This window comes from Mycobacterium sp. SMC-17, assembly GCF_045310915.1.
GTDB lineage: Bacteria > Actinomycetota > Actinomycetes > Mycobacteriales > Mycobacteriaceae > Mycobacterium.
Genome location: NZ_JBJIAK010000016.1, coordinates 24,032 through 40,799 on the forward strand (window position 1 = coordinate 24,032; position 16,768 = coordinate 40,799).

Genomic DNA, 16,768 nt, shown 5'->3' on the forward strand with positions numbered 1-16,768 from the left:
GTGTCCGGATTTCCCCCCATTGTGGTCACCGATGCCCTCGTGCGCACCCATCGACATGCGGTTAGCTCCCGATCCATGGTGTGGTCAATGCCGGTCGATCTGTCGAAGCCGCCTTCCGTCGAGGGGTCGTGGGCACGTCCGGAGATCTACTGGCCGGCATTGACCGCCGCCACCGCGCACCTGGAGACGCCGCTCGCCGCCGTCGATCTCGCTGCGCTGCACCACAACGCGCACGACCTGCGCCGCCGCGCGGCAGGAACGCCGATCCGAGTGGCGTCCAAATCGGTCCGGTCACGGACGATCCTGGACGCCGTCACGGCCCTCGATGGCTACGCGGGGGTACTGGCGTTCACATTGCCCGAAGCCCTGTGGCTGGCCGCAGGCGACGCCGAGCACCCACCGCACGACGACGTCGTCGTCGGCTACCCGACGGCCGACCGCACCGCGATCGCCCGGCTGGCGTCGGCACCGGAGCTGGCGGCGCGCGTGACGCTCATGGTCGACTCCCTCGCCCAGCTCGACCTGGTGGACAGCGTCGCCGCGCCGTCGACGCGTCCGGCACTGCGCGTCTGCCTGGACCTCGACGCCTCGTGGCAGGCACCGGTACTCGGCCACCTCGGGGTGCGCCGCTCCCCCGTGCACACCGCGGCGCAGGCCCGCGCCCTGGCCGCTGCGATCACCGGCCGCCCCGGCTTCACGCTGGTGGGCCTGATGTCCTACGAGGCCCAGATCGCCGGGGTCGGTGACGATGTCCGCGGCCAGGCCGCGCGGTCCCAGCTCATCCGGTGGATGCAGCGCCGCTCCAAGGACGAACTGCTCGAGCGCCGCGGCCTCGCGGTGGCCGCAGTCCGGCAGGTGGCCGAGCTCGAATTCGTCAACGGCGGCGGGACCGGGTCCATCGAATTCACCGCCTCGGATCCGGCGGTCACCGAGATCGCAGCGGGCAGTGGGCTTTTCGGCCCGCACCTGTTCGACACCTACCAGGGCTTCACCCCGGCCCCGGCCGCGGCATTCGCGCTGTCCGTGGTGCGCAAGCCCACGCCGCAGATCGCGACAGTGCTGGGCGGCGGCTGGATCGCCTCCGGACCACCGGCCCGGGACCGCGTGCCGCTGCCGGTCTGGCCACCGGGGCTGAGTCTGCTGTCCGCCGAGATGGCCGGCGAAGTGCAGACGCCCGTGGCCGGAAAATCCGCTGCCGCACTGAACGTCGGTGACCGCGTGTGGTTCCGGCACTGCAAGGCCGGCGAGCTCAGCGAGCACGTCGACGCGTTCGCCATGGTCGATGCCGGCACGACCGTCGGCACGGCACTCACCTATCGAGGCGAAGGGAAGACGTTCCTGTGAGCTGGACCAACTGGGGACGCTGCGAGACCGCCAACCCGACGGAAGTCCTGCGGCCCAGCACGATCGAGGCGGTGTGTGACGCCGTCACCCGCGCGACGGCGACCGGCCGGCTGATCAAGGTCGTCGGGTCCGGGCACAGCTTCACCGGCATCGCCGTCGCTCCCGACATCCAGGTGGACCTGGGCGCCCTGGCCGGCGTGATCAGCGTCGACCGGGAGCGCAGGCAGGTCACCGTCGGCGGCGGCACTCCGCTGTGGCAGCTGACGCAGCTACTGGCGCGGCACGGGCTCGCGCTCGAGAACATGGGCGACATCGACCGCCAGACCATCTCCGGCGCCATCTCGACCGGCACGCATGGCACCGGCCTGGCCTTCGGCGGCCTGGCGACGCAGGTCGTCGGGCTGACCCTGGTGTCGGGCACCGGCGAACTGGTCCGCATCGACGAGGAGCAGAGCAGCGAGTTGCTGCCGGCGGCGCGCGTCGGCCTGGGCGCACTGGGCATCATCGTCGAGGTGACGCTGCAGTGCGTCCCGAGCTTCGCGATCCACGCCATCGAACGCGTCGAACCGATCGACGACGTCGTCGCGACATTCGATGAACGCTGCACGCACACAGACCATTTCGAGTTCTTCTGGTTTCCGCACACCGATACCGCGTTCACCAAGGCCAATATCCGGCTGCCCGCCTACACCCCGCTGGAGTCCACCAACCGGGTGTCGCAATGGGTCGAGGAGGAACTGATCGAGAACGGCGTGCTGGGAGCGATCTGCGCCGTCGGCAGCGCGCTGCCGTCCACCGTGCCCACACTGAACCGCACCGTCACCCGGTTCCTGTCCGACCGTGAGCACACCCAGCGCTCCGACCGCGTGTTCACCTCACCACGAAGGGTGCGGTTCCGCGAGATGGAGTACGCCGTCCCTTACGAGTCGGTGGGCGCCGCATTCGACGAGGTGCGCAGCCTGATCGCCCAACGGGGTTGGCGCATCGGCTTTCCCATCGAGGTCCGTGCCGCCGCCGACGACGAGAACTGGCTGTCCACCGCGTACGGCCGCCGCAGCGCGTACATCGCGGTGCACCGCTATGTGCGCGACGACCCGACCGAGTACTTCCGCGCGGTCGAGCAGATCATGCGCCGCTACGACGGGCGTCCGCACTGGGGCAAGATGCATGGCCGCACCGCGGCGGACCTGCGCGACACCTACCCGCGGTTCGACGACTTCCTCGCGGTGCGCGAAAAGCTCGACCCCAGAAGAACATTCACAAATGACTACCTGCACCGGGTACTCGGAGAATGAGGGCACGCATGACGACGATCCACGCCTTCGGCGATGACGCGCTCGGTGACCACGACGCCGTCGGCCTGGCCCGGTTGGTGCGGGACCGGCAGGTCAGCCCGGACGAACTGGCTGCCGCCGCGCACGCCCGGGCGCAGCTGGCCGACCCCGAGCTGCGGGCGGTGGCATGCGAGCTGCCGCCGCGGCACGGCACCGACCCGGGTGCCGAGTTCTTCGGTGTGCCAACCTTCATCAAGGACAACACCGACGTCGCCGGGCTGCCGACCACGCACGGTTCGGAGGCGTTCACGGCCCGGCCTGCGAAGCGGGACGGCGCATACGCGGCGCAGTTGCTCAGTACCGGGCTGACGCTGCTGGGCAAGACGCGGATGCCCGAATTCGGTTTCAACGCCACCACGGAGTACATGACGGAGCCGCCGGTCCGGAACCCCTGGAACACCGAATACTCCGTCGGCGCCTCGTCGGGCGGATCGGCCGCCCTGGTCGCCGCGGGCGTCGTGCCCATCGCCCACGCCAACGACGGCGGCGGCTCCATCCGCATTCCCGCCGCCTGCGCGGGCCTGGTCGGGCTCAAGCCGAGCCGGGGCCGGCACCGCGACGGCGAGCAGGCCCGGCATCTGCCGATCAACATGATCTCCGAGGGCGTCCTGACCCGCAGCGTCCGCGACACCGCCGCGTTCGTCGCCGCGTGCGAGAACCATTGGCGTAATCCGAAACTCGCACCAATCGGCCGGGTGAGCGGGCCGGCGCAACGGACCCTGCGCGTCGGTGTGCTGTTCGACAGCGTCACCGGCGAGCCGGTCGACGACGCCACCCGCGCGGCCGTCGAAGATACCGCGGCGGTGCTGGAGGCCGCCGGTCATATCGTCGAGCCGATCACGCTGCCGGTCACCGCCCAGTTCGCCGACGACTTCGTCCAGTACTGGGCGCTGCTGGCCGATCTCGCGGTCGGTACCGGCCGCTTGATCCTCGACCGGTCGTTCGATGCGGCCAAGGCCGACGGCCTGAGCCTGGGGCTGCGCGCGCACCACCGGCGCCACCTGCACCGCACCCCAGGCGCGCTGCTGCGCCTACGGCGCGTCGCCCACCAGTACGCGCAGATGTTCGCTCGGCACGAAGTCGTGCTGTCGCCGGTGCTTTCGCACACCACGCCGCGGCTCGGCTACATCGCACCGACCGTCGACTTCCCCGAGCTGATCGACCGCCTGCGCCGGTATGTCGCCTACACGCCGCTCAACAACATCGCGGGTACACCGGCGATCTCGTTGCCGTTGCACCAGTCTCCCGACGGCCTACCGGTCGGCGTGCAACTGTCCGGCGCCTACGGCGACGAGCGCACGCTGCTCGAACTGGCCTTCCTCCTGGAAGCCGAGCGGCCGTTCGCGCGGATTCAGGAACCCGCCAGCACGTGCCGCGCGGCGTCACCGAGCGCGTGGCGGGCGTAGGCCCGCACGTCGGCGTCGCCGTCTTCCAGCGCGATACCGAGCGCGGTCCGCGCGGCCTCCTCGGAGTCGGCCCACCGCGTCAGGCTCAGCACCGCGGCCTTGCGCACGTCCAGGTGCGGGTCGTGCAGCGCCTGCGACAAGGGTTCGACGGCAACCTCCGGTGCCGCGCCCGACAGTGCCCGCACCGCACCCTGACGAATCTGCCACGCTGGCTCCCGAAGGGCGCGTTGCACTTCCGGCACGTCCTGCTCGGCACAGCCGACGGCGGCCAGCGCGGCGAGCGCCGCCGCCCGCACCAGCGGGTCACGGTCGGCCACCAGCTGCCGCACGGTGTCGGCACCCGACCGGAGCGTGGCCAGGCCGTTCCCGGCGGCGATCCGCACCTCGCGGTTGTCGTCGGCGGCGGCCGCGGCCACCCCGTCGACGTCATCGACGGAGACCAGCGCACGCACGGCCTCGATCCGCACGCGGTGATCCGAATCTGTCACGGCGGCACGGTAATCCGGGGCCGCCCCGACCCGGCGCGAGCTCAGCACGTACAGCGTCACAGCCCGCACCACCGGGTCGGCGGAGGTCAGGTACGGCGCGACCGCCGCGGGGTCGGGCAGCACCTCGACGAGTTCGCGCAAGGCGTGGGCACTCTCCGCGCGCACCGCGCCGTCGGCGTCACCGAGCGCGGCGACCAGGTCCGGCTGGTAGCCGTCCGGCAGGTTCTCCACCAGCACGGCGACGGCAGCTCGCCGGACACCCGCGTCGGCGTCCTGCAGGTATTCGGTGAGGTCGGAGAGCACCGGCTCTTCCAGCGCCACCACGGCAGCGATGCGCGGGGACGGCGGCGTCGCCGGGTCGGCCGGGCGCAGCCGCGAGCCTGCGGTCGCCGGTGCCTTGCCGCCGACCAGATCCGGCTGGTGCACATGCTGCACTGCATGGTCCGACGGCAGGTGGTCCAGGTCGGGCACCGGCACGAAATACGGTGCCACCGGCCGTTTCAGGAACTCCATCTCACCGTCCTGGCCCTTGCGCAGGTTCAGGTGATAGCGCCACTGCTCGTCGTCGCGCTCGGGGATGTCGGCACGATCGTGGTACAGACCCCACCGTGATTCGGTCCGGGTGAGCGACGACCGGGCCGCCATCTCGGCGCAGTCCCGGATGAACGACACCTCGACCGTCCGCATCAGTTCATGCGGGGTGCGGGCACCCATCTGCTCGATCTCCTCGGCCATCCGCTCGAACGTGCGGACCGCGATCGACAGCTTGGTGGCCGTCTTGGGCGGGGCCACATAGTCGTTGACGAAGCGGCGCAGCTTGTATTCGACCTGCGGCTGTGGCGGCCCGTCCGGATGCCGCAGGGGACGGTAGATAAGTTCGTGCGCCTCGGCCAGCTGGTCCTGCGGAAGGTCCACGGGCGCTTCGACATCGGCGAGCGTGGACGCGGCGTGTTCGCCGGCGAGGTCCCCGTAGACGAACGCGCCGATCATGTAATTGTGCGGGACGCACGCCATGTCGCCGGCCGCGTACAGCCCGGGCACGGTGGTGCGGGCATGCTCGTCGACCCAGACGCCGGACGCCGAATGCCCACTGCACAAACCGATCTCCGAGATGTGCATCTCGATGTCGTGAGTGCGGTAATCGTGGCCGCGGTTCGCGTGGAAGGTGCCGCGCGTCGGTCGCTCGGTGGTGTGCAGGATGTTCTCCATCGCGGTGATGGTCTCGTCCGGCAGGTGGGTGACCTTGAGGTAGATCGGGCCGCGCGCCGATTCGATCTCGCTCTTGACCTCGGCCATCATCTGGCCCGACCAGTAGTCCGAGTCGACGAACCGCTCCCCCAGCGCGTTCACCTGGTATCCGCCGAAGGGATTCGCGACGTAGGCACAGGCCGGGCCGTTGTAATCCTTGATCAACGGGTTCACCTGGAAGCACTCGATACCGGAGAGCTCGGCCCCCGCGTGATACGCCATGGAGTAGCCGTCGCCGGCGTTGGTCGGGTTCTCGTAGGTGCCGTAGAGGTACCCGGACGCGGGCAGGCCGAGCCGGCCGCTGGCCCCCGTCGCCAGAATGACGGCCTTGGCTGCCACCGTGACGAATTCGCCTGTGCGCGTGTTGAACGCGGCCGCGCCCACCGCCCGCCCGTTCGCGGTCAGGACACGCACCGGCATCAGCCGGTTCTCGATGCGCAGCTTCTCCCGGATCGACTTCTGCCGCATCACGCGGTACAGCGCCTTCTTGACGTCCTTGCCCTCGGGCATCGGCAGCACGTACGAGCCGGAGCGGTGCACGCGACGCACCGCGTACTCGCCGTGCTCGTCCTTCTCGAACTTCACGCCGTAGCGCTCGAGACGCTGCACCATGGCGAAACCGCGCGTCGCGGTCTGATAGATGGTGCGCTGGTTGACGATTCCGTCGTTGGCCCGGGTGATCTCGGCGACGTAGTCCTCCGGGGTGGCCTTGCCCGGGACGACGGCGTTGTTGACGCCGTCCATACCCATGGCCAGAGCACCGGAATGGCGCACGTGCGCCTTCTCCAGCAGCAGGACCTGGGCGCCGTTCTCGGCGGCGGTCAGGGCCGCCATGGTGCCGGCGGTGCCGCCGCCGATCACCAGGACGTCACAGTCGAGGCGGACGGCATCGGCGAGGTCTGGAATCTCCAGCGTGCTCATTGGTGTAGTGCTCCAAGGATTTCGGCCCGCAGTTCGGTGCGGGAGATTTCGGCGTCGCGGGGGCTGGGGACGTCCAGCAGCGCACGTAGCGGCTGGCCGGCGCGGCCGAGGACCGCCACCCGGTCACCCAGGGCGAGGGCTTCGTCGACGTCATGCGTGACGAACACGATGGTGGTCGGATGGGCCTGCCAGGTGTCGATCAGCAACGCCTGCATGGCATGTCGGGTCTTGGCGTCCAGGGCGCCGAAGGGCTCGTCCATCAGAACGGCCCGCGGCGCACCGGCCAGACCACGCGCCAGCTGGACCCGCTGGCGCATACCGCCGGACAGGCTCTTCGGCAGAAAATCGGCGAACCCGGTGAGCCCGACCTCGTCGATCCAGCGTTCGGCACGTTCGCGGCGCCCGGCGCGCGGCACCCCGCGCAGCTGCAGCGCCAGCTCGATGTTGGATCGCACTGTGCGCCACGGCAACAACGCGCTGTCCTGGAACACCATGCCGCGGTCCCGCGACGTGGTGGTCACCAGCTCACCGTCCGCCAGCACCCGCCCGGCGTCGGGCTTCAGCAGCCCGGCCAGCGCCCGCAGCACCGTCGACTTGCCGCAGCCCGACGGGCCGGTCAGCACCAGGATCTCCCCCGGCTGGACCGTCAGGCTCAACCCGTCCACCACCGGCTCGCCGGTGTAGGACAGCCGAATCCGATCCAACTCCAGCCGGAGACCCGCAGTGAGTACCGCAGTCATCGCGCATTCTCCTCACCGCGCGGCAACCAGCGGGTCAGTCGCCGGCCGATCAGTTCCACCGCAGCCGCCGTGCCGAAGCCCAGCGCGCCGATCGTGATGATGCCGACGAAGACGCTCGGGTAGTCCAGCACCGTGTACGCCTGCCAGGTGCGGTACCCGACGCCGAGCCGGCCGGAGATCATCTCCGCGGACACCACACAGATCCAGGCCACGCCCATACCGACCGACAGACCGCCGAACAGCCCGGGCAGGACACCCGGAAACAGGACCTGCCGCAACACATCCCAGCGACTGCCGCCGAGCGTCCGCACCGAGTCCTCCCACAGTGTCGGCAGCGCCCGCACGGCGTGCCGGGTGCTGACCATGATCGGGAAGAACGCCGCCAGGAACGTGATGAACACGATGCCGGCCTCGTCGGTCGGGAACAGCAGGATGGCGACCGGCACCAGCGCGATGGCCGGGATCGGCCGCGCCAACTCGGTCAGCGGCCCCACGATGTCGGCGAACAACCGCGACCGGCCCAGCGCGATACCGACGGCGGCGCCGATCACCGCCGCCAGCCCGAAGCCGCTGACGATCCGGATCACCGACTGCGTCAGGTCCAGCCAGTACTGCGTGGCGCCGAGGCGGTCGACGAATTTCGCGGCGATCTGGGTCACCGTCGGCAGGTTGTCGAAACGCAGCCAGAACCGGACGTGATTGGCCGTCAGCAGCTGCCAGATGCCCACGGCCGCAACGACCGACAGCGCCTTGACGAGGTAACTGCGCCACTTTGCGGATCCGCGCTGCCGCGGCAGGTCAGCCTCGACCGGCAGCACCGGTGCCGCCGACACCGCGGCTATCGCCGTCATGCCACACCCACCAGAGCCTGCTGGTAGGTCACCACCGACGAACCGGGATGGGCCGCCTGGTAGCGGCGGGCGCCGGCGTCGGTGTCGAACGGCACGAAGTCCGCGCCCTGCTGCACCCACACGGATTTGTCCGCCAGCCAACGGGTTCCGAGCTCGGCGTCCGGCACGTACGCGGCGCGGACCTTGGCGCCCTTGGCCTCCGCGGCCCGGATCGCCTTCAGCAGGCACGTCGGGTTGGCCGCCGGCTGTGTGCTGTCCGAACCGTCGAGCCACAGCTCACCGGCCAGCGCGGGGTTGTCGACCGGGATGTTGCACACCGGGTCGGTTCCGTGCACGACCGACGGATTCGCGGTGCGGGCAACCTCGGCGTTGTAGTCGCGCCCGCGCTCCGACAGCGCCTTGCGCAGCGGTCCGTCCTCGACGAACTTGGTGACGTCGAGGTCGGCGAAGTCACCGATCGACTTCAGGTACGGCACATCACCTTTCAGCGCGTCCACGAGCGACGGCTTGAGCGTGGTGTCGAACCGCGTGCCGCCGGGGCCGTTGTACAGGTACACGACTTCCTGCGGCAGGCCGCTGCCCTGCGCGACGATCTTCGCCGCCTCCAGCGGCTTGGTGTTGAGGAAATCGGTGGCATCGAGCTGTGCCTGCAGGAACGCATCGAGCACCTCGGGATGCGCTGCGGCGTAGGCCCGTCGCACGACGACGCCGTGCCAGGTCGGGTAGTTCAGCTCGGCGCCGTCGTACAGCAGCCGGGCCTTGTTCTGGAAGACCAGCAACCCCGGCCAGGCGACGAACTGCGAAAGCGCCTTGACCTGACCGGATTCCAGCGCCGACGCGCCGATCTGCGGCTGCTGGTTGAGTACCTCGACGCCGGTCTTCGGGTCGATGCCGATCTTCGACAGCGCCCGGACCAAGGTGCCGTGACCGGCCGAGCCGACACTGGCGGAGACCTTCTGTCCCGCCAGCTCGTTCAGTGACTGAACCGGTGAATCCGGGGACACCACAACCATGTTGAGCGCCCCGGTCGGGCTGGACCCGGTGGCCGCCACCAGTTCGGTCTTGGCACGTTCGTTGCTCTGGGTCTTCGATCCGTTGATCAGCATCGGGTAGTCACCCATCGAGCCGATGTCGATCTTCTCGGCGACCATCTGCGCGGTGATCGGCGCACCGGTGTCGTAGTCCTGCCATTCGACGTGGTACTTCCTGCCGGTCTTGGCGCCGATGTCATCGAGCCGATGCTCCAGGTAGCCCTGGGCGCGCAGCAGCGTTCCGGCGGTGACGGTGTTGATGGTCTTGGACTGGTAGCCGACAACCACGTTGACGGTGTTGTCGTCCTTGCCGGCCGAATCGACCGAGCAGCCGGTGGCGGCGAGGACGACGGTGGCGGCCAGGGCGGTAAGGCGTTTCATGGTGGTCCTTAACGGATGAGATAGGGCATGTTGACGGATACGGCGCCGGTTGGGCAGCGCGCAGCACACGGACCGCAGTACCAGCACTCGTCAACGTGCATGTACGCCTTGCCGTTGTCGGGGTTGATGGCCAGCGAGTCGAGCGGACAGACGTCGACGCACAGGGTGCAGCCCTCGATACACAGCGACTCGTCGATCGTGACCGGGACATCGGCTCGTTGGTTGTTGACCAGCGTCATGATTCACTCCGTAACAGGTTGCCGCGCATGGTGATTCGGTCACCACGCAGTCGGATGTATTCGAGGTCGACGGGACGCCCGTCGTCGAGGGTCGTGAGCCGTTCGAGCATCAGGATCGCGCCGCCCGCCGGGATGTCCAGCGTGGCCGCGGTGTGCGGGTCGGCCGAAACCGCTTCCAGCGCAATGTCGGCCGAGCCCAGCCGCTGTTCGGTGACCTGCTCGATCAACGCGAACACGTCGTTGGTCTCCAGCGAGTGCTCGAGGACGGCGGCACCGATATCGGGAACCAGGTACGTCAGATCCAGGCTCAGCGGCAGGTCGCCCAGATAGCGCAGCCGTTCGATGAACACCACGGGCTCACCGGGAGTCAGCTGCAGGCGGCGCGCGACCGCAGCGGGCGCCGGCAACCGCGTGGCGGCGCGGACCTCGTTGCGGACCTCGCCGTAGTCCTTGAAGGTCTCCTTCAGCCCGACCAGCGCGTGCAGGCCGTGATCGTATTTGCGCTGCGCCACGTGGGTGCCGACGCGTGGACCCCGGTCGATGAGCCCCTCGGCCTTGAGGATCGCCAGCGCCTCGCGCACGGTGTTGCGGGATACCGAGAACTCGGCCACCAGCTCGGCCTCACCGGGCAGGCCCGCCGCGTAGACGCCGTCGCGCACCTGATGGCGCAGCACGTCGGCCACCTGGCGGGCACGGTCGGCGCGCCGGCGTAGCGGGGTCGGATCGGTCGCCTGGGGCGAGCGAAGCGACGGGGAGGACTCGGGCATGCGGTTGAACCTAGGGACCCAGCGCCATCAGGTCTGCACCCTCAAATCGGGTGTCTCGACGGTACCCGCATTCCGCCGCCTCAATCCACACCTGACCTGCGGAAACCCTGAGTTCGCGGGCTATTGCGCCACCTCGAGAACGGCCGATAGTTCGAATCTCGATGAATTCAACAGCGTTCACCCGCGGCCACAACCTTCGACTCCGCGAAAGTGCGTGAGTTCAATCGTGATGACAATCCGCCGTGGTGATTGAACTCAGGGACCGCTGACCCCCGAAGAAGTACCTGCCTTCAATCAGAACGTCCAACAGTGTCTTGCGATTGAAACCAAGGACCTCTCCGCGCACTCGACGGGCCGCACAGTCAACACGCAGAACGCGGCCGCTAACTCCCCGCGGCCGACACCGTCACCGGAATCCCGTTGAGCGCGCCGTTGCCGGACGGCTCGTCGAGGAAGTCCGGCAGCGACAGGACGTTGGTGTTCACCCCGGGCGACGCGTTGGCGATCCCCAGCCGGGTGCCGGGCTGCCCGTGCCCCCAGCCGTGCGGCATGGACACCACGCCGGGCTTGATCGCGTCGGTCACCTCGACGGGTACGACGATCTTGCCTGCGCCAGAAGCGACTTCGGCGTTGTCGCCGTCCGCGATACCCCGCGCGGCCGCGTCACGGGCGTGCATGAGCAGCGTGCAGCGGTCGCGGCCCTTCATCAGCGCGCCGACGTTGTGCAGCCAGGAGTTGTTGGACCGCAGGTGGCGCCGGCTCACCAGCACCAACTCGTCGGCCGGGCGCTCCAGCCGCGCGGCGAGCCGGGGCAGGTCGTCGAGCAGGTACTGCGGGGCCACCCGGATCTTCTTGTCCGCGGTACCCAGCACCTCGGGCACGCGCGGCACCATGGGGCCGTAGTTGATGCCGTCGGGATGGGCCTTGAGCTTCTCGAGCGTCAGCCCGTCGGGATTCTCGCCGTACCAGTCGCCGAACGCGGCGGTCCGCAGCGTCAGGTCGAGCATGCGCTCGGGACCGCCGTGGTCGTACTTCTTGCGGATCTCGGCGCCGTCGAGTCCTTGCGTGAAGCACAGGTAGTCGAACCAGCCGTCGTCGAGCGCGGCGACGTCGACGTCTTCGGCCGGGGTGCCGGTGCACAGCCCGGTGAGCCGGATCAGGATCTCCCACTCCTCCGGCGCGTCGGGGTCCTCGCGGTGAAAAACCGGCGGCGAATACCGGGCGAAGCTGTTGATCGCCGCGCCCAGCAGCAGGTCCGCGGAGTGCGCCTGCTCGAGCGCCGAGGGGCCGGGCAGGATGACGTCGGCGTGCCGGGTGGTCTCGTTGAGCCACAGGTCCACCGAGATCATCGCGTCGAGCTGCGGCAGCGCCTCGTCGAGTTTGTCACCGCCCGGCGTCGACAGCACGGGGTTGCCCGCGACGGTGATGAGGGCCTTGAGCTGGCCCTCGCCCGGGGTGGTGATCTCTTCGAGCATGCACGAGACCGGGACCTGACCCAGCACTTCCTTGGCGCCACGGACCCGGGTCTGATAGCGGCCGAAGTTGGGCGCCCCGTCCTCGAGTCCCGGGATGGTCTGGCTGGTGACGGTCCAGGCGGTCGGCGTGGCGAACATCGCGCCGCCGGGGACGTCGAAGTGGCCGGTGACGATGTTGACGACGTCGATGAGCCAACTGGCGAGACTGCCGAATTCCTGGTTGCACGTACCGATGCGGCCGTACACGACGGCGCGGGGCGTGCCGGCCAGTTCGCGCGCCAGTCCCCTGATCCGCTCCGCGTCGATACCCGTTGCGGCAGAGACCCTTTCAGGCGACCAGTCGGCGACGGCCCGGCACAGCTCGGCCACCCCGTCGAGGTGCTGCTCGAGCTCGCCGAGGTTCACCAGATCTTCGTCGAACACGGTGTGGATGACGCCGAGCAGCAGCGCCGCATCGGTGCCCGGCGTGATGGGCAGCCACTCGTCGGCCTTGGCCGCGGTCTGGGTGCGCACCGGGTCGATCACGATCACCTTGCCGCGCTTACGGATTCCGCCGATGAGGCCCATGATGTCTGGGGCGGCCAGCAGCGAGCCCTGCGACGCCGCGGGGTTGGCGCCCATCACCACTAGCAGGTCGGTGCGTTCCAGGTCCGGGGTCGGGAACGCCCACCAGCTGCCGTACATCAGGTGCGACGACAGGTTCTTGGGCCATTGATCGATGGTGCCCGGCGAGTACGTGATCGGCATGCCGGACAAGCCGAGCAGGATCGCCGCGTACCGCGACAGCGAAAACGAGTGCGCCAGTGGGTTTCCGGTGTACGCGGAGACCGCCCCGATGCCGTGCTTTGCGATCACTGGCGCCAGCAGTTCGGTGCAGCGGCGGAACGCGGTGTCCCAGTCGACCTCGTGCCACTGCCCGTCGACCTTGATCATCGGGCGGCGGATCCGGTCGGGGTCTTCGTGCAACGCGCCGAGGGAAGCGCCCTTGGGGCAGATATGGCCCGCGCTCCACGCGTCGGCCTTGTTGGGCCGGACGCCGGCGACCTTGCCGTCCGACACCTGAATCTCCAAGCCGCACATGGCTTCGCACAGGCAGCAGGCGTGCAGGTGCAGACCGTCTTCGCCGACTCCGGCGATCATTCGTGGCTGGGTTCCCATCGTCCGACTGTAACGGCGTTACTGAGACGTGGGTCACGATTGCTCCCGATATCCGGGAGACGGGCTACAACGCGTGCGAAAGCTCCCGGCCGAACTGCAGCAGCCGCTGCATCTGGGCCAGGCCACCGTCATCGACGGACTTGGTGTACCGGAACGACTCGCAGAAGAAGTCGGTGTCGATGGCCGACTTCTGCCGGCTGCGGGTGATCAGCTGGGTGTACATCCGCAGTCGTACCTCGGCCAGGCGCCGCGTACCGTCGCCCAGCACCTCGAACTGCGTGGTCAGGATGTGGTCGGTGATGGTCGACAACAGGATGGTCCGCACCGAGGTGTCCAGCGTCCGGCGCAGGTGCTCGTCGTCGCCGCTCGCGTCGTCGTCGGCCCGCCACATGATGAGTCGCTCACCGTCGGTGAGGACGACCTCCTGCCACACGGCGTCGCCCCAGGACTCCTCGGACGCGCCGCGCGACATGATGAAGGACTTGATGGACCGGAAGTCGACCACCGACCGCAGCTGCTCGAGCGCCAGCTCCGGATCGCGCAGATAGACCTTCGCCGCATCGTCGACACTCGAGTACGGCGCCCAGTCCTGCGGCTCGTCCATGACTACTCGCCCCGGACCGCCGCGGCCGCCGCCCGAATCTGCGGCGTCACCAGCATCACCTGGCCGAGAACGCCGTTGACGAAGCCGGGCGACTCATCGGTGGAGAGCGACTTCGCCAGCTCGACGGCCTCGTCGACGGCGACCGGCTCCGGCACGTCCGTCGCGTGCAGCAGCTCCCACACCGCGACACGCAGGATCGCGCGGTCCACCGCGGGCAGCCGCTCCAGCGTCCAGCCCTGCAGGTGCGCCGAGATCAGGTCGTCGATGTGGGCGGCGTGCTCGGTGACGCCGTTGGCGACGGTCACCGTGTACGGGTTCAGCGCCGACACCTCGGGGTCGCTGTCGGCCAGGGTGTTGCGCAGCTTGGCGCCCTCGGCCGCAGTGATCCCGCGGGCCTCGGCCTCGAACAGCAGGTCGACGGCGCGCTTGCGCGCCTGGTGCCGGCCCTTGTCGGAGCGACGGTCAGGCATTGACCCGACTGATGTAGCTGCTGTCGCGGGTGTCGACCTTGAGCTTGTCACCGACGTTGATGAACAGCGGCACCTGGATCTCGGCGCCGGTCTCCAGGGTGGCCGGCTTGGTACCGGCGTTCGAGCGGTCGCCCTGCAGGCCCGGCTCGGTGTGCGCGACGACGACCTCGATGCTGACGGGCAGTTCCAGGTAGAGCGGCGCGCCGTTGTGGAACGCGATCTGCACCTGCAGGTTCTCCAGCAGGAAGCCGGCGGCGTCGCCGACGAGGGCCTCCGACAGCGGGTGCTGCTCGAAGTCCTCGGCATCCATGAAGACGAAGTCCGCGCCGTCGCGGTACAGGTAGGTGGCGTCACGACGGTCGACGGTCGCGGTCTCCACCTTCACACCGGCGTTGAAGGTCTTGTCGACGACCTTGCCCGACAGCACATTCTTGAGCTTGGTGCGCACGAAGGCCGGGCCCTTGCCGGGCTTAACGTGCTGGAACTCGATGATCTGCCACAGCTGGCCCTCGATGTTGAGGACGAGACCGTTCTTGAAGTCGGCGGTAGATGCCACGGTGGGTACTGCTCCTAGCTCTCTGTCATCAGAGGATGGCCAGTTCCTTGGGGAACCGGGTAAGCAACTCAGGTGTGTGTGTCGTATCGCCGCTGACGACGAGCGTGTCCTCGATCCGGACACCGCCCCGGCCGGGCAGGTAGACACCGGGCTCCACGGTGACCACGGAGCCAGCAAGCAGTGTACCGGCGGCGGCGGAGTTGATTCCCGGCGCTTCGTGAATCTGCAGACCGACGCCGTGCCCGAGCCCGTGGGAGAACTGCTCGCCGTACCCGGCATCGACGATGACCTGCCGCGATGCCCGGTCGACGGCCGACAGCGTCGTGCCCGGCGCCAGCGCTTCCCGGCCGGCCCGCTGCGACGTCGCGACCAGGTCGTAGATGTCGCGCTGCCACTGCGCCACCGGCGACAGCACGAAGGTGCGCGTCATGTCGGAGTGGTAGCCCTCGACCAGCGCGCCGAAATCGATCTTGACGAAGTCACCGGCCGCCAGCACGGCCTCGGTGGGCCGGTGGTGCGGTATCGCCGAGTTGGCGCCCGTCGCGACGATGGTCTCGAACGACGGGCCGTCGGCGCCGTGGTCGAGCATCCGCGCCTCGAGTTCGCGGCCGACCTCCTTCTCGGTGCGGCCGGCACGCAGCCCACCCGATTCGACGAGATCTTTCAGTGCCGCATCGGCGGCCTCACAGGCCAGCCGCAGGATCGCGATCTCACCGGCGTCCTTGACCTCGCGCAGTACTTCGACCATGCCGGGCGCCCGGACGAGTTCGAGGTCGTCGCCACCGACCCGCTGCAGCGCCGCGTGGGCGTCGACGGTCATGACGTGGCTCTCGAAGCCCAGCCGCTTGATGCCGGCCGCCGCCGCGGCGCGCACGAGCTGAGGCGCACACGCCCGCTCGATGAGGATCTGTGCGTCGGGGGCCTGCTGCGCCGCCTGCGTCCGGTACCGCCCGTCGGTGGCGAGGATGGGCGTCTCCCCTTCAGTGGGAATCAGCAGTGCCGCGTTCGAGCCGGTGAATCCGGACAGATAACGCACGTTGACCAGGTCGGTTATCAGGATCGCATCCAGCTCGGCGGCCGCCAGGTGGCGACGCAGCATGTGGCGCCGGTGGGAAATTGTCACGATATGTGACGCTACTCGCTACGCTGTCTGCTCATGAGTAAGTGGTTGCTGCGCGGAATCGTCTTTGCGGCGTTGATGGTGATCGTCCGATTGCTGCAAGGCGCAATGATCGGTGCCTGGGAAAAACAGTCGCTGATCATCAGCGTCACGCTCGTCGTGCTGTACATCCTCGCTGCCTTTGCCTGGGGCGTCCTCGACGGCCAGAGCGACGCGAAGGCGCAGCCGGACCCCGACCGCCGCGAGGACCTGGCGATGGCCTGGCTGGTCGGCGGTCTGTTCGCCGGCGTCGTCAGCGGCTTCTTCTCCTGGCTCATCGGCCAGTTCTACGACAACATCTACGTCGACGCCCTGGCCGCCGAGCTCACCACCTTCGCCGCGTTCACCGCACTGATCGTCTTCGTGGGCGGCATCTGCGGTGTCTCGCTCGGCCGCTACCTGGTCGACCGCAACGCCCCGCCGCCGCCGAAGCACGACCACGCCGGTGAGAGCGAGCGCGCCGACACCGACGTCTTCGCCGCGGTCGCTGTCGCGGTCCCCGTCGAGGGTCACGAAGGCGAGACCGAGGTCATCGAGACCAGGCCCAAGACCAACCCCGAGTCCTGAGCAGCCACGCAAAAAGGCCGCGGCCCGTC

The 16,768-nt window shown here is 69.0% G+C and carries 15 protein-coding genes; 4 read left to right on the forward strand and 11 right to left on the reverse strand.

All coding sequences use genetic code 11. From position 1 onward, the window contains the following. Positions 1–87: 87 nt before the first annotated feature. Genes ACJH7A_RS12620 through ACJH7A_RS12630 form a run of 3 tightly spaced genes read left to right on the forward strand, consistent with a single transcriptional unit; the run spans position 88 to position 4,084 of the window. Complete coding sequence (locus ACJH7A_RS12620; protein ID WP_212811559.1) at positions 88–1,344, forward strand: alanine racemase; 1,257 nt, start codon at positions 88–90, stop codon at positions 1,342–1,344. Continuing rightward, positions 1,341–2,639, forward strand: a complete 1,299-nt coding sequence (locus ACJH7A_RS12625) for a D-arabinono-1,4-lactone oxidase (RefSeq protein ID WP_212811560.1) — start codon at positions 1,341–1,343, stop codon at positions 2,637–2,639. Before ACJH7A_RS12620 ends, ACJH7A_RS12625 begins: the two co-directional genes overlap by 4 nt. An 8-nt stretch (positions 2,640–2,647) precedes the next feature. Then, entirely contained in the window at positions 2,648–4,084 is a 1,437-nt protein-coding gene (locus ACJH7A_RS12630) for an amidase (RefSeq protein WP_212811561.1), read from the forward strand. Here ACJH7A_RS12630 and ACJH7A_RS12635 read toward each other — a convergent pair. The 11 genes from ACJH7A_RS12635 to ACJH7A_RS12685 all read right to left on the reverse strand — a co-directional run bounded on the left by ACJH7A_RS12635 (position 4,030) and on the right by ACJH7A_RS12685 (position 16,136). Continuing rightward, positions 4,030–6,741, reverse strand: coding sequence for a fumarate reductase/succinate dehydrogenase flavoprotein subunit (locus ACJH7A_RS12635; protein WP_212811562.1), 2,712 nt, complete (start codon positions 6,739–6,741; stop codon positions 4,030–4,032). The two genes, ACJH7A_RS12630 and ACJH7A_RS12635, sit on opposite strands and share 55 nt — an antisense overlap. Next, complete coding sequence (locus ACJH7A_RS12640) at positions 6,738–7,481, reverse strand: ABC transporter ATP-binding protein (RefSeq protein WP_212811563.1); 744 nt, start codon at positions 7,479–7,481, stop codon at positions 6,738–6,740. The genes ACJH7A_RS12635 and ACJH7A_RS12640 overlap by 4 nt, the downstream gene beginning before the upstream one ends. Further along, positions 7,478–8,332: an ABC transporter permease gene (locus tag ACJH7A_RS12645; protein WP_212811564.1), complete on the reverse strand. Its 855-nt coding sequence runs from the start codon at positions 8,330–8,332 to the stop codon at positions 7,478–7,480. The genes ACJH7A_RS12640 and ACJH7A_RS12645 overlap by 4 nt, the downstream gene beginning before the upstream one ends. Continuing rightward, complete coding sequence (locus tag ACJH7A_RS12650; RefSeq protein ID WP_212811565.1) at positions 8,329–9,744, reverse strand: ABC transporter substrate-binding protein; 1,416 nt, start codon at positions 9,742–9,744, stop codon at positions 8,329–8,331. The genes ACJH7A_RS12645 and ACJH7A_RS12650 overlap by 4 nt, the downstream gene beginning before the upstream one ends. A gap of 8 nt (positions 9,745–9,752) precedes the next feature. Next, positions 9,753–9,983 carry a ferredoxin family protein gene (locus tag ACJH7A_RS12655; protein ID WP_061006677.1) on the reverse strand — a complete coding sequence of 77 codons (231 nt, stop codon included), beginning with the start codon at positions 9,981–9,983 and terminating at the stop codon, positions 9,753–9,755. Next, the gene (locus ACJH7A_RS12660; protein ID WP_318984529.1) at positions 9,980–10,750 is read right to left on the reverse strand and encodes a GntR family transcriptional regulator; all 771 of its coding nucleotides are present in this window, start codon (positions 10,748–10,750) and stop codon (positions 9,980–9,982) included. The genes ACJH7A_RS12655 and ACJH7A_RS12660 overlap by 4 nt, the downstream gene beginning before the upstream one ends. A gap of 383 nt (positions 10,751–11,133) precedes the next feature. Next, positions 11,134–13,383 (reverse strand): molybdopterin-dependent oxidoreductase, encoded by a 2,250-nt coding sequence (locus tag ACJH7A_RS12665; RefSeq protein ID WP_406802076.1) that lies wholly within the window; start codon positions 13,381–13,383, stop codon positions 11,134–11,136. Positions 13,384–13,447: 64 nt separating this feature from the next. Further along, positions 13,448–13,987, reverse strand: coding sequence for a hypothetical protein (locus ACJH7A_RS12670; RefSeq protein ID WP_212811567.1), 540 nt, complete (start codon positions 13,985–13,987; stop codon positions 13,448–13,450). A 2-nt stretch (positions 13,988–13,989) separates the two neighbouring features. Beyond that, the gene (gene nusB / locus ACJH7A_RS12675; RefSeq protein WP_020101665.1) at positions 13,990–14,457 is read right to left on the reverse strand and encodes a transcription antitermination factor NusB; all 468 of its coding nucleotides are present in this window, start codon (positions 14,455–14,457) and stop codon (positions 13,990–13,992) included. Further along, the gene (gene efp, locus ACJH7A_RS12680) at positions 14,450–15,013 is read right to left on the reverse strand and encodes an elongation factor P (RefSeq protein WP_212811568.1); all 564 of its coding nucleotides are present in this window, start codon (positions 15,011–15,013) and stop codon (positions 14,450–14,452) included. The genes nusB and efp overlap by 8 nt, the downstream gene beginning before the upstream one ends. 28 nt (positions 15,014–15,041) lie before the next feature. Beyond that, positions 15,042–16,136 (reverse strand): Xaa-Pro peptidase family protein, encoded by a 1,095-nt coding sequence (locus tag ACJH7A_RS12685; protein ID WP_212811569.1) that lies wholly within the window; start codon positions 16,134–16,136, stop codon positions 15,042–15,044. A 33-nt stretch (positions 16,137–16,169) separates the two neighbouring features. Here ACJH7A_RS12685 and ACJH7A_RS12690 point away from each other — a divergent pair, with 33 nt between their 5' ends. After that, a complete protein-coding gene (locus ACJH7A_RS12690; protein ID WP_212811570.1) occupies positions 16,170–16,739 on the forward strand; it encodes a B-4DMT family transporter in 570 nt (189 codons plus the stop codon). The last annotated feature ends 29 nt before the right edge of the window (positions 16,740–16,768 follow it).

Excerpts from the sequence above, each read along its gene's own strand:
- ACJH7A_RS12620 (WP_212811559.1), top strand. The coding sequence starts at position 88 with ATGCCGGTCGATCTGTCGAAGCCGCCTTCCGTCGAGGGGTCGTGGGCA.
- ACJH7A_RS12630 (WP_212811561.1), top strand. The coding sequence starts at position 2,648 with ATGACGACGATCCACGCCTTCGGCGATGACGCGCTCGGTGACCACGAC.
- ACJH7A_RS12635 (WP_212811562.1), bottom strand. The coding sequence starts at position 6,741 with ATGAGCACGCTGGAGATTCCAGACCTCGCCGATGCCGTCCGCCTCGAC.
- ACJH7A_RS12640 (WP_212811563.1), bottom strand. The coding sequence starts at position 7,481 with ATGACTGCGGTACTCACTGCGGGTCTCCGGCTGGAGTTGGATCGGATT.
- ACJH7A_RS12645 (WP_212811564.1), bottom strand. The coding sequence starts at position 8,332 with ATGACGGCGATAGCCGCGGTGTCGGCGGCACCGGTGCTGCCGGTCGAG.
- ACJH7A_RS12650 (WP_212811565.1), bottom strand. The coding sequence starts at position 9,744 with ATGAAACGCCTTACCGCCCTGGCCGCCACCGTCGTCCTCGCCGCCACC.
- ACJH7A_RS12655 (WP_061006677.1), bottom strand. The coding sequence starts at position 9,983 with ATGACGCTGGTCAACAACCAACGAGCCGATGTCCCGGTCACGATCGAC.
- ACJH7A_RS12660 (WP_318984529.1), bottom strand. The coding sequence starts at position 10,750 with ATGCCCGAGTCCTCCCCGTCGCTTCGCTCGCCCCAGGCGACCGATCCG.
- ACJH7A_RS12665 (WP_406802076.1), bottom strand. The coding sequence starts at position 13,383 with ATGGGAACCCAGCCACGAATGATCGCCGGAGTCGGCGAAGACGGTCTG.
- ACJH7A_RS12670 (WP_212811567.1), bottom strand. The coding sequence starts at position 13,987 with ATGGACGAGCCGCAGGACTGGGCGCCGTACTCGAGTGTCGACGATGCG.
- nusB (WP_020101665.1), bottom strand. The coding sequence starts at position 14,457 with ATGCCTGACCGTCGCTCCGACAAGGGCCGGCACCAGGCGCGCAAGCGC.
- ACJH7A_RS12690 (WP_212811570.1), top strand. The coding sequence starts at position 16,170 with ATGAGTAAGTGGTTGCTGCGCGGAATCGTCTTTGCGGCGTTGATGGTG.